General features: G+C 48.7%; 15 protein-coding genes. 9 read left to right on the top strand and 6 right to left on the bottom strand.

Annotation, left to right across the window (positions count from 1 at the left end):
• The first annotated feature begins 21 nt into the window (after positions 1-21).
• The 4 genes from KNQ09_RS03885 (at position 22) to KNQ09_RS03900 (ending at position 3,279) form a co-directional block, all read left to right on the top strand.
• Entirely contained in the window at positions 22-843 is an 822-nt protein-coding gene (locus tag KNQ09_RS03885) for an SDR family oxidoreductase (protein WP_214857501.1), read from the top strand.
• 179 nt (positions 844-1,022) lie between these two features.
• Positions 1,023-2,228 carry an MFS transporter gene (locus tag KNQ09_RS03890; RefSeq protein ID WP_214857502.1) on the top strand — a complete coding sequence of 402 codons (1,206 nt, stop codon included), beginning with the start codon at positions 1,023-1,025 and terminating at the stop codon, positions 2,226-2,228.
• 13 nt (positions 2,229-2,241) lie between these two features.
• Entirely contained in the window at positions 2,242-2,688 is a 447-nt protein-coding gene (locus KNQ09_RS03895; RefSeq protein WP_214857503.1) for a MarR family winged helix-turn-helix transcriptional regulator, read from the top strand.
• Positions 2,689-2,811: 123 nt separating this feature from the next.
• Positions 2,812-3,279, top strand: coding sequence for a hypothetical protein (locus KNQ09_RS03900; protein ID WP_214857504.1), 468 nt, complete (start codon positions 2,812-2,814; stop codon positions 3,277-3,279).
• Positions 3,280-3,322: 43 nt separating this feature from the next.
• On the opposite strand, the gene KNQ09_RS03905 is transcribed toward KNQ09_RS03900, so the two are convergent.
• Complete coding sequence (locus KNQ09_RS03905; RefSeq protein WP_214857505.1) at positions 3,323-3,760, bottom strand: hypothetical protein; 438 nt, start codon at positions 3,758-3,760, stop codon at positions 3,323-3,325.
• 113 nt (positions 3,761-3,873) lie between these two features.
• Positions 3,874-4,947, bottom strand: coding sequence for a peptidyl-alpha-hydroxyglycine alpha-amidating lyase family protein (locus KNQ09_RS03910; RefSeq protein ID WP_214857506.1), 1,074 nt, complete (start codon positions 4,945-4,947; stop codon positions 3,874-3,876).
• A 169-nt stretch (positions 4,948-5,116) separates the two neighbouring features.
• Between KNQ09_RS03910 and KNQ09_RS03915 the strand changes: the two genes are divergently transcribed.
• Positions 5,117-6,148 (top strand): zinc-binding dehydrogenase, encoded by a 1,032-nt coding sequence (locus KNQ09_RS03915; RefSeq protein ID WP_214857507.1) that lies wholly within the window; start codon positions 5,117-5,119, stop codon positions 6,146-6,148.
• 66 nt (positions 6,149-6,214) lie between these two features.
• Here the strand turns inward: KNQ09_RS03915 and KNQ09_RS03920 are convergent, their stop codons facing one another.
• A complete protein-coding gene (locus KNQ09_RS03920; RefSeq protein ID WP_214857508.1) occupies positions 6,215-6,709 on the bottom strand; it encodes a hypothetical protein in 495 nt (164 codons plus the stop codon).
• Between the two features lie 140 nt (positions 6,710-6,849).
• Here KNQ09_RS03920 and KNQ09_RS03925 point away from each other — a divergent pair, with 140 nt between their 5' ends.
• From KNQ09_RS03925 to KNQ09_RS03940, 4 genes are all read left to right on the top strand, one after another.
• Positions 6,850-7,827: a DUF389 domain-containing protein gene (locus KNQ09_RS03925; RefSeq protein ID WP_214857510.1), complete on the top strand. Its 978-nt coding sequence runs from the start codon at positions 6,850-6,852 to the stop codon at positions 7,825-7,827.
• A gap of 24 nt (positions 7,828-7,851) precedes the next feature.
• Entirely contained in the window at positions 7,852-8,202 is a 351-nt protein-coding gene (locus tag KNQ09_RS03930) for a potassium channel family protein (protein ID WP_195865169.1), read from the top strand.
• Positions 8,199-9,431, top strand: a complete 1,233-nt coding sequence (locus KNQ09_RS03935) for a chloride channel protein (RefSeq protein ID WP_214857512.1) — start codon at positions 8,199-8,201, stop codon at positions 9,429-9,431. The genes KNQ09_RS03930 and KNQ09_RS03935 overlap by 4 nt, the downstream gene beginning before the upstream one ends.
• Before the next feature lie 89 nt (positions 9,432-9,520).
• Positions 9,521-10,375: a LysR family transcriptional regulator gene (locus tag KNQ09_RS03940; RefSeq protein ID WP_214857514.1), complete on the top strand. Its 855-nt coding sequence runs from the start codon at positions 9,521-9,523 to the stop codon at positions 10,373-10,375.
• A 68-nt stretch (positions 10,376-10,443) separates the two neighbouring features.
• Here the strand turns inward: KNQ09_RS03940 and KNQ09_RS03945 are convergent, their stop codons facing one another.
• The 3 genes from KNQ09_RS03945 to KNQ09_RS03955 all read right to left on the bottom strand — a co-directional run bounded on the left by KNQ09_RS03945 (position 10,444) and on the right by KNQ09_RS03955 (position 11,997).
• A complete protein-coding gene (locus KNQ09_RS03945; protein ID WP_214857516.1) occupies positions 10,444-10,731 on the bottom strand; it encodes a putative quinol monooxygenase in 288 nt (95 codons plus the stop codon).
• 54 nt (positions 10,732-10,785) lie between these two features.
• Entirely contained in the window at positions 10,786-11,448 is a 663-nt protein-coding gene (locus KNQ09_RS03950; protein ID WP_214857518.1) for a type 1 glutamine amidotransferase domain-containing protein, read from the bottom strand.
• A gap of 162 nt (positions 11,449-11,610) precedes the next feature.
• On the bottom strand, positions 11,611-11,997 hold the full coding sequence (locus tag KNQ09_RS03955) for a hypothetical protein (protein ID WP_214857519.1): 387 nt from the start codon (positions 11,995-11,997) through the stop codon (positions 11,611-11,613).
• Positions 11,998-12,007: the final 10 nt, after the last annotated feature.

A 12,007-nucleotide genomic window follows, 5' to 3' on the forward strand; every position in this document is an offset into this window, starting at 1 on the left:
AACAACAAAGGAGAATCCACAATGAAACAAAAGAAAACGATTATCATCACAGGAGCATCTAGCGGAATCGGACGGGCAACCGTCGAACGGTTCAGTCAGGAAGGATGGCATGTCGCAGCAACGATGCGAAAGCCGGAGACGTCAAGCGATCTCGCCTCGTTACCGGGCGTTCGCTTGTATGCACTGGATGTCACGGACGAGAGGAGCATTCGTCTAGCCTTTGAAGCCATCACGAACGATTTCGGTACGATCGACGTCCTGTTGAACAATGCAGGGTACGGTGCGGTCGGGATCTTCGAGGAGGCGACAGCGGAGCAAATCAAGCGTCAATTCGATACGAACGTCTTCGGCGTCATGAACGTGACGCGTCAGGCATTGCCACTCTTTCGAAAACAACGAAAGGGGAAGATCGTGACTGTGACATCCGTCGGAGGACAAGTCACGTTTCCGATCTATAGCCTGTACCACAGCTCGAAATGGGCTGTTGAGGGATTCATGGAATCGTTACATTATGAGCTTGCTCCGCTCGGGATCGCCGTCAAACTGATCGAACCGGGACCGATCAAGACCGACTTCTACGGACGGTCGCAAGATCTCGTGCAAACGGACATCGTGGATTATGCCGACTATATGAAAACGGCGCTCAAAAATTCGAATGCAGCAGGAGAAGAAGCCGAAGGACCGGAAGTCGTCGCCGATGCGATTCACCGTGCCGTGATGGATGACTCGAAAAAGATGCGATATCCCGTCGGCAAGAATGCAGCGAACTTAATTCGATTGAAACGATTCTTGCCGCACGCGGTCTTTTTCCGAATCGTCCGTCGTGTCATCGAAAAAGCATGATTAGTCGAGACTGACGCAAAAAAGAATGAGGTAAGGATGGCAGATCATCATTCTTCCATCCTTATTTTTATAGGGACTAACTTTTGAATCAGCCTCATTAACCGATTGATCCGTTGACAAGCGATCGGTCGCTTCATATAGTTTAGTTAACTTAACTATAAGGAAAGGGAGTCTGATTCATGGCAGTGCTGAGGAATCAACGCTTTGTCTTCATGTGGTTGTCCGGTATGACATTAACGCTCGGTTTTGCGATCTTCTTCTTGAGTGTGTCGTGGTTGACGATTGATGTCTTGCGACAGCCTGCCTTGCTTGGTCTGATATTAACAGCCGTGTCGTTGCCCCGGGTCATCATGATGGTGTTTGGTGGCGTGTTCGCCGATCGATTCCAGAAGAGCCGTCTTCTCTTTTGGACGAATCTCGGACAGGCGTTCTTGATGCTCGGTGTCGTTCTTTTACATTACGCTGATGCGTACTCGGTCGGGACACTCTTGTTGATTTCTGTCGTGTTTGGCATTTTGGATGGCATGTCTTATCCTGCTTTATCGTCCTTGTTGCCGTCTCTCGTCCCTGCGTCGCAATTACAGCGGGCGAATTCCTTATTTCAAGGATCACTCGAATTGATGTTCGTCATCGGTCCGTTTCTCGCAGGACTTCTGCTGACGCAAGGGGGATTTGGACTGAGCTTCGGGACAGCGATGATCTTAATCTTTATTGCAGCCGTACTGGTCCTACCGCGGCTGATTCGCGATCCTATTCCGGATACTTCCGTCCTCTCGATTCGTCAGGTCTTACGCGACTTACGCGAAGGAATTCGGTATGTCAAAGAGACACCCGTCTTACGTGCTGGTACGTTGTCGATTGCCATCGTCAATCTATTCGTCATGGGACCGTTGATCATGAGCATCCCGATTCTCGTCGGCGCAGCGAAAGGGTCAGCGGCGGATCTCAGTCTCATCGAAGGTGGTCTTGCTGTCGGGACATTTGTTGCCAGTGTCGTCGTGTTGTTTCTAAGGTCGATTCATCGCGGTCGGTTCGTCTTTTGTGCGCTGTTTTTGACGTTAGGTGCTTTCTTGCTGTACACCCAGGTGGCATCGATTCCGTTACTTGCCTTTACGGCAGCAATGAGTGGATTTTTGTTGATGCTCGTTTATCTGCCGACCGTGACGATTTTACAGGAGCGGAGTGATCCGGATAAGATCGGACGCGTCATGAGCATCATGGCGCTTGCCGCTTCCGGTTTAGAACCGATTGCATTCGCGGTCTTATCGCTTCTAGTCGCGATCGAAATTCCGATTCAGTTTCTGCTGATTGCGTTCGCAGTGATTGGTGTCATCTGTGGTCTGTTACTCTATCGCGCAAGTCGAGATTTTCGGAACATTTCATGACAGGAGGAAAACAATGGAAGGATCTAAAAAACAGGACATCTTGACGATGTATCGGCGTATCGACGAACTAGATCTTCAGCTGGCGAAATTTTTCGCAGCGTTGAATCCGTTTGCTTTGAGTCAACAACAGGAACAGCTACTGCTATTGTTCAAACGAAAAGACTCCTGGACGTCGACGGAAATCGCACGAACGATGGGGATCTCGAAGAGTGCGGTCAGTCAAGTACTGAAAATCTTGGAAGAACGTACATTCATCAAGCGTCAAAAGAATCCAGCAAACTTAAGGGAAAGTTTCATCCATCTCGATACGAATGGGGTAGCCTACTTGCGAACGATGGATGAGATTGAAGAGCAATTGGCGGAGGAGATGACGACGATTCTTGACGAAGTGGAACTAGATATCATCAATCGTTCCCTTGCACGCATGATTGATCGATTTCAGGAGCTTGATCGACCGTAAGTAGACGTATTTCATAATCAGAACGAATCAAATGGAAAAATACTGGAACGACTCGTATGATACGCTAAGTAAGAAGTGATTCAGAAACACTGTTTGTATGGATTCACTGAAAGGAGAATGACAGTGAAATTCTTTATACTTAGCGTATTGCCACTACTTGTCGTACTCAGCACGCCACTCTTCTCGATGACGGAGCCAATCTCACAAACGCTTTACTTTTTGGTGGTGTTCTTACTGACATGTCTGTCGGCGATGATGCTCGTTGAGCGACAACGTTTTTTCGAGCGTCTGAATACAGTACGACCGCTATACGGGATCGTCATCGGAATTCTTGGGCTTGCTAGTTTTGTTGGGATACTGATTTGGCTCTCGCCAGTCTTGTTGCAGACTGGTCTTGGAGGTCGCATCCTGACGTTCATGTTGATGTATCTTGGAATCTTGATTCTTGGTTTCATTACCGGTTGTTTCTTCGAAGGCATCACGCGCCAACCGAAGAATCAATTGATTCGCCCAGTGTTTCTGTTCATTGGGACAGGGTATGCTATCCTGACTGTCTTTGGCATTTTGCAACTTTATCACCAAGCAGGATGAAATAACCCCCTTAACGTCATCGTACGTCAAGGGGGTTATTGTTTTACTGCACTTTCAATAAGAATCCGAATTGTCCGTCTCCTTGTTTCCAGCGCGAGTTTAGTTCGTACGCATAGAGACCAGGTTCTGTCGGGGCGTTGAACTGATCTTTTTTCAAAGCGACAGGGGATTCCTGTTTTTGATCGTCCCACTGTGATAGTTTCACGCTTTTAAGATCACCGGATAATTCGACACGGACGGGTGCTCCAGCAGAGACGGTAACTGGCGTTTTTCCCTTTGCTAAGTCAAGACCGTCACGGTACGTCTTATCGACACACTGACTGCGGAGTAAGCTATCCCAGCAATAAGATCCTTGGACAGTCGGAACATCCTTTCCTTTTGCCTCGACTTCAGGATTCGGTGGCGCACCACGGAACGGTTCGAAAACGATGATGCAAACGACGAGGATCAGTAGAACGGCTAATGTTAGACCACGTTTCATGAGACACCCCCGATGGATTTTCTTTATTTTACCAAAATAAATCGAGATAAGTTGAGGTGTCTTTGAAAAAAAGGATATTCATTTCTTAAATTTCGAAATACATCCGTTCCCTATTATTTTTCAGAAAACAGTTGCAATCGTTTGTTCAACAACTCCGCGACATAAATCGTTCCGTCCGAACTGACCGCGATGTCGTGTGCGATCCGGAGTTGTCCCGCTTCTTTGCCCCATGCACCAAATCGTTTCTCAATCTTTCCTTGTTTGTTCAAGATGACGATTTGGCTTTGCGCGTTCTTTTTTTGTCCATTTAAATAGTTTCCGCCATCAGCGACGTAGACTTTACCGTTCCTACCGACTTCGATCCCGTACGGTCGACCGAGTTCTTTTGACGACCACGTATCGATGTGTTTGCCGCTTCGATTAAAGATTTGGACCCGGGCGTTGTCCCGGTCCGCCACATAGAGATTCATCTCATCGTCGCTACTGATCCCATGCGGCAGATTAAACTGTCCGTCTTGTTTGCCGAGTTCATTGACTTCCCATTTGACTGTTCCTTTTGGATCGAACATGACGATGCGACTATTCCGATAGCCGTCAGATACGGCGAACGAGCCGTCCTTGAAAACGGTGACGTCTGTCGGACGAGCGAACGTCTTTTCATCTAGCTGTAGCGGGATGCTTGGCAAGACGTTTCGGATACGCAGACCGACTTCCGTGAACGGACCATATGCGTTTCCGAACGTTTGCAAGACTTTACCGGACGCATCGAGCTTGAAGACTTGGTTCAGACTGATGTCGGTAATCCAGATATTGTTTTGGTCATCGACTTCGAGACCGTGCGGTGACTTGAATAGTCCTGCACCTAACCGCTTCTTCACCTGCATCGTCTTTCCGTCGAGCACGATCAATGTCGGTTCTGTGATGTAGGTGTCATCCCCGTATGAATTACTACCTCGGTGTAAATAGTAGACGTCACCGTTCGGAGCAACAGCGACGCCGCTTGCTTCACCGGCAATCGAACGATCGCGCGTTTCTAGTGGCCAAGCGACCTGTCCGCGATACGTCGTATCTTTTGGGATGGGTGGATAGTTGTCTTTCATGACGGGATCTGCGCCACCTCTTGACCAGGAAATACCCAGTACCGTGATGGTTGCTAAAGTCCCTATAAAGATCAATCGTTTTTTCATAAATCGTTCCTCCAGACGTGAATTCGTATCCATATTATATCTAGATATTAAACGAGGACGAATCGTTCTATAGGAGGAGACAGCGGGTTACGGAAGCAGGATATTAAAATCAGGATAGATGGGTAAAGAAGAGAGATATCATATGGAGGGAAGAAAGTGAGGCAAAAACATGAAGGCAGTCACCGTAACGGGGCATGGTGGGCTTGAGCAGCTCGCCTATATCGATCAAGAGACACCTCAACCGAAACAAGGCGAGGTACTGATTGAAATCAAAGCTTGCGCCTTGAATAATACAGAAATTTGGATGCGGGAAGGCGCATATGGTGCGGAGAGTGAATCAGGCTGGAAAGCAGAAGGGGTCAAGTTCCCCCGGATTCCCGGTTCAGACATCAGCGGACGGATCGTCGCGGTCGGAGACGGTGTCGCCGAGACGGAAATCGGACGCGACGTCGTCTTGTTCCCGTTCACGGCGAGTGGAGAAATCGCTGACGAACAGAGTGCCGAGGACTTATCGTTCATCGGTTCCGAGTACGACGGCGGATACGCGGAGTATGTCTGCTGGCCGCTCGAACTCTGTTACGACATGCCGCTTGCTTCCTATACGGACAGTGCGGTCTTCTCGGTCAGTGGATTGACGGCGTGGCACATGGTCGAACAACTTGACTTACAACAAGGACAGACGTTACTTGTAACAGGTGCCAGTGGTGGTGTCGGCTCACTCAACGTCCAGATTGCGAAACGTGTCTTTGGCGCCCGTGTCGTCGCACTCGTCGGTGACTTGAAGCTGACGGATCAATTGCAAGAACTCGGGGCGGACCTGGTCGTTTCCTACCGTGAGCCGGACTGGGATCAGCAGGTCATGCAAGAAGTTGGTCCGGTCGATGCGATTCTCGACGTCGTCGGCGATGCCGTGTTCAAACAAGGACTGGATCTGCTAAAGCGCGGCGGAACGTACTGTATATCCGGATCGTCCGGGGGACAGGTGACTTCGCTCGATTTTCGGACGCTTTACTTGAAGCATATCCGTCTACAAGGATCTGTCCTTGGCAATCGCCATGATTATGAGAAATTACTGGAGGCCGTTCGGACGCAGACGATTCAGCCCGTCATTGACCGGACGTTCCCGCTCGCTGAAGCGCGAGAAGCCCAAGCGTACTTCAAACAAGCTGGTAAATTCGGCAAGGTCGTCTTGCTACCATAAGAGAGACCGAACAAAACGAGCTATCCTCTTCCTGTGATGGAAAGGATAGCTCGTTTTCGTGTCAATTTAAGGGCTAGGCAAGATGTAAAAAAACGTGACGATCGAGCTGACAGGCTCCACTTCCGTATAATCAACCAATTCCTCCTGTGATTGATGAATCGTATACCGGTTGCCCGGAAAGAGTTCCGTTAGCCAGGTCGGAACATGTGAAGCGAGAGGGAACGACTGAATCCGCTCGAGTGGGAATGGGGTTCCGTCCGGATTCGTCGTGTGGACATGTAGTGCGTCTTGTGAAGCATCCTCGAGGACAATCGTTATGTAAAGCTGATGTTCAATCTGTTTTTCCTCTAGTTTTTGTCGCATGTCCTGCATAGCGCTCAACGCGATCCGAAGATGTGCTTTACGAATGCGCAGACTCGCGTTGCCATGTCCATAAAAGTCAGGGTGCTCGTGCCAGTCGTTAAACCAAACGTCTGGATCAATATAGGCTGAAGAAGAAAAACTGTTGAATTCAAGTTCGAGATTTTTAAAATAACGACGTTTGCCGCGGAATTTTTTCATGAGCAATGTACCTTTCGTTAAAGGGATTTTTTTATTTTTCATATGGGAAATAAGACGAACACACTAAAAATGGGTAAATAAAAATCAATGACTTGAATGGTGCGACTCGTATTGATCGACGGTGGAAAGGTGGAGCCTTCATGGAAGCATCGGTCTATGATCTGCAAGAGACGAGAAATAAAATCGACAAGGAGCTGACGATTCGATTGAGCAATGCTGTCATCTTGATGTGTGCGATTTTCATCGCCTCGATCGGATTGAACTTGAATTCGACCGCTGTCATCATCGGAGCGATGTTGATTTCGCCGCTGATGAATCCGATTCTCGGTCTCGGTATGGCTTTAGGGATCTCGGATATACCTCTGTTCAAGAAAGCACTTCGGCTGTTGCTCGTCCAGTTGACGATCAGCATCGTGACATCGACCGTCTATTTCTATTTTTCGCCTTTGACGGCAGCGAGTGATGAACTGATTGCGCGGACGTTCCCGACGATTTGGGACGTACTGATCGCCTTTGCTGGGGGAGTCGCCGGATGGATTGGTTTACGCAAGAAAGGGGCGAATAATATCGTTCCCGGTGTCGCGATTGCTACCGCCTTGATGCCACCAGTCTGTACGGTCGGGTACGCCATTGCGAATCAGAACATGACCTACGCGCTTGGTGCTAGTTATCTGTTCCTGATCAACTGTAGTTTCATTTTGATCGCGACGTTCCTCGGTGTCAAATGGCTCTTACGGACGGATCAGAGTTTACGGATCCAGGCATCAAAACGAATCAATCGTTCCTTGATTGCGCTAGCCTGTCTCATCAGTATACCAAGTGTCTATACAGCCTATCTGCTCAGTCAGGACAGTTTGTTTGAGACGAATCTTGACCGTTATGTCGAGGAGACGTTTCAAGAGACGTTCGTCGTTCAGCATAGCTATGACGAGAAACGCCAGCAATTGACGGTGACGACGTTAGGCAAACGGTATGATGCACGTGAACGGGAACGGCTGGAACAGTCGCTCGACGACTATGGACTATCGCGTGTCAAACTGACCTTGATCCAGATCCCTGATTTGAATCAACTTGATCCTGACCAACTAGAGAAATTGTTTAATGAACGTATGCAGTGATGACGGAACTGAGGAGGAAAGAGCATGCTGGCGTTCTTTATCTTGATCCGAAATTTTTTTCATGTCATCCGTATCTTATTCAAGCAAGAAGAACAAAAGGCATTGATGATCATGGTCGGGGCACTTTTCTTGATTGGGACGGTCTTCTATCACAATGTCGAAGAGTTCAGTATTCTGGATGCCTTTTATTTCTCCGTCATGACGCTCGCGACAGTTGGATATGGGGATCTCGTTCCACAGACAGCGTTCGGTAAATTATTTTCGATTGTGTACGTCATGCTTGGCGTCGGTGTTCTCAGTGCTGTCATCGTGAACTTCAATATGGCATTAAAACAATATCACCGGGATAAGAAGAAAAAGGAGGAGCAGAAATGAAACCGCATCTGGCGCACTTCTTGCATTGTATGATCCTCGGAGCAATCGTCGGATTGACGGCTGCCTTGTTTTTAAGTGGCATCAACGCATCGATTCATTATGTATGGGAGTGGTTACCGTCTGTACTCGATGTATCTTTCTATGGACTCGGCGTCGGTCTACTCGGTGGTATCGGTATTGGTCTGATTCAAAAGTCTGTGGGGGATTACCCGAAGACGATGCACGAGACGCTTGCTAACTTTAAGCAAGAAGGTCGTGTACCTTATCGCGGTGCCCTCTGGAAAAACGCCGTTGCCGCATGGATCGTGCTGACGTGTGGAGCGAGTTTAGGACCAGAAGCTGCGCTGATCAGCATCTTAGGGGGAATGGTGACGTGGATCGGTGACCGGCTAAGGTTGACGGAGCCGGAACGGCAAAGTTTCTTGCAGACGGGATACGCTGCGATGCTAGCGACGATATTTCATGCCCCGTTCGTCAGTGTCTCTGAAGCGATCGAGGAGGAACCGATGCAACGAGCAACGTCACGCTGGCAAAAGATACAACGCATCTTTTATTACGGCATTTGTACGCTCGTCGCAATTACCTGTTTTCGTTTCATCATGCACCTCGTACCCCATGACCGCTTGTTCGCAATCAAGATACCACCGATTACGTGGAATGCGACTGTCATGTGGTTCATCCTTCCGGCGATTCTCCTCGGTATCGCGTTCGGACTCTTCTTCTTATGGATGGAGCGGGTGACGAACTGGATGGTCTCTCGCGTCGGCAACCCAATCCTTCTCGCACTCATTGCGGGAATCGCGATTGGTCTTGCATCCATGCTCACACCTTACTTACTGTTTTCTGGTGAACATGAAATCCTAGACTTTACGAAGGAAGGATCCTCCTGGTCAATCGGCGCGTTATTGTTGCTTGCGATCGGAAAGGTGGGATTGACGCATCTTTGTTTTTCCTGCGGCTGGAAGGGCGGAAAGATATTCCCGTTGATTTTTTCGAGTACAGTCATGGCATTTTGTCTCAGTCAATTAAGTCCGTTCATGCCTGGATTGATCGTGACGCTCGTCGTCACGGCAAGTTGTGCTGTCGTCTTGCGTCAGCCACTCGTGACCGCTACGCTTCTCCTCTTTCTATTCCCGTTGCAATTCTTTCCGTTGATCCTACTTGTCTGTCTTGGCGTTCAACAATTCATGAAATACTACGGAAACCATCTTTCATTATCCGATAAATAAATTTATGACTTACTAAATTATTCGTTATTTGTCTTATGGATTAAATGAATCTATACTTTTCAGGAAGACCTAGTAAAAGGAGAACACACATGATTGATTTTGAATGGTATCGGAGTTTCATTCACGTTTACCAACAACGTTCCGTCTCAGCGGCAGCCCGAATTCGCTTTTTGACGCAACCAGCGGTCAGCCAGCATATCGCGGCACTGGAAGCGGAACTAGAGACATCCTTATTCATCCGTGCGCCGCGGCAAATGATTCCGACGGACGCGGGAACAGCCCTCTATACACAAGTCGTCGGATTGATTGATCGGCTCGAGGAGTTATCGCTTGAGATGAAGTACGAAGCAGGGGATCAACCCCGTCCGGTCTTGAAGTTCGGGGGACCGACGGAATTCGTCACGCATGGGATCGTACCGAAGCTACCGCTCGACGTCGCACAGTTCACGGTAGTCTTTGATTTGACGGTTCCCTTGTTGCAACGCTTGCTTGCGAATGAGCTCGACTTCATCATCGCAACGAAGCGGATCGATGAACCGGGCGTCCAGTACGTCCCGATTGCTGACGAACGCTTTCATTTGATCGCCCCGATCGGCTACGAAGTTCCGGAAGCGGATCTAAAGGAATGGATGGACCGACAGCGATGGATTAGCTACGGACTTGAGTTACCGATCATTCGTCGGTACTATCAGACGCAGTTCGGAGAACGACCTGGGATTCGTCCTGAAATGATCTTACCGAACGTCGATGCGATACTAAAAGCGATCGAAGCAGGACACGGGATCAGCGTCTTGCCCGATTATCTCGTCGAGGCAGCGGTCAGTGCTGGACGCGTCCAACGGATTGCGCCGGAACGATTCGCGACGAATCAGTTATACGTCGCCTATCGAACGGACTCGCGCCACGATCCGGTTTTGCAACAGGTGATTAAGGCGTTAGGTTGAATTGTATGAAAAAAGTCCAATCCACAAGCAAATGCTTGAGGATTGGACTTTTTTGTATGAAATATACATTACTTCGATACGTCATTTAAGAACGTCAATGCACGATCAGCGACGAGATGGGCACTGTCTGCTCGATAGGCTTGATAGTGCGGTGAGGCGACATGCTGATCGAAAGCGTCTTGATCACGCCATTGTTCATAAAAATAGAAGACGTTCGGATCATCGATAGCGCGATGTGTCTGATACGTCAGACAGCCTGCCTCGGCACGCGAAGGGGCGATCACACCTTCGATGATAGAAGCGAGCTGTTCGCCTTGATTCGGATGCGCTTCGATCCGGGCAATCAGTTGAATCATCGATAGAACCTCCTATGAAAAGAGATCCTTCATCCAAAGGATCCCTTGTTTCGATTAGTTAAGTGTATTGATGACGGCTTTCGCGACCGCAATCGTAGATTGTGGATTTTGACCCGTGACAAGGTTTCCGTCGACTTGGACGTTTTCCGTGAAGTTGTCAGCCGTGATGATGTTCGCACCGAGTTCACGAAGACGTGTCTCGAGCAAGAATGGCATGTAGACGTCAAGACCTGTGGCGCGTTCTTCTTCATCCGTGAACGTTGCGATCGTCTTTCCAGCGACGAGTAGTGTTCCGTCTGAGAGTGTCGCACTGACGAGTCCAGCTGGTCCGTGGCAGACCGCAGCGACCGTTTTGTTCGCTTCAAACAATGTCCGAAGGGCGTTGTTCAAGGCATCACTTTGTGGCAAGTCGAACATCGTACCGTGTCCACCTGGCATGAAGATTGCATCGAATGCTGAGAAGTCCTGGATTGCTTTTAAATCAAGTGTCTCTTTCAATAGTGGAGCTGTCGCTTGGATCTCAGCTGGGACTTCATCTTCAAGGCTCCGTGCGTCGATTGGTGATTCGCCGCCGTTCGGGCTTGCAACCGTGACGGTGTAACCCGCGTTCTTGAATTCGATGTACGCTTCCGCGAACTCAGACAACCAAAGTCCTGTCGCGTGACCTTCCTTCATTTCCTTTGCGTTCGTGACGACCATTAAGATGTTTTTACTCATGATGTGTTCCTCCTTTTTCGTTTGCCGATTGGCTACGTGATTAGAATACGCCCGCTTGAATCAAAAAACAAATTAATAAAAGTGAGCTTATCGATAAATAAATTTATACCTAAAAATAAAAACTACTTCTACCATGACGGTGGAAGCAGTTTGAAAGATAGATTAACGTACGTCAGAAGAATAGTTAGCTAAAATCGAGTGACTTCGCACTGTCACGATGACACTAGCAAGACTCGCGACTGTTCCAAGGACAGCGACGATGATCGTCGAGGATCCATTCGGAATCAAAAAGCCGACGGGAATCAGTCCGACGAAGCTGAAGACGATCAGTGATTGATAGACGACATTGATGATCTTCAGGACAGGATGTTCGAAAAACGATAGGACGAGCGGTGGTAAGAATAAGAAGACAATTAGTCCAATCGCGATGTAAACCGATAACGGCTCTTCAAACGAAATGGTGTTTCCAGTTGAGTGGCGTGCAGCGACAAGGGTGGCGACGATCGCGACGCATAAGGTCACACAAACGAACGTTAGCCGTTTTAACATATGAACCCCT

It is taken from the genome of Exiguobacterium sp. s191 (assembly GCF_018618955.1).
In the GTDB taxonomy this organism is placed as follows: Bacteria; Bacillota; Bacilli; order Exiguobacteriales; family Exiguobacteriaceae; genus Exiguobacterium_A; species Exiguobacterium_A abrahamii.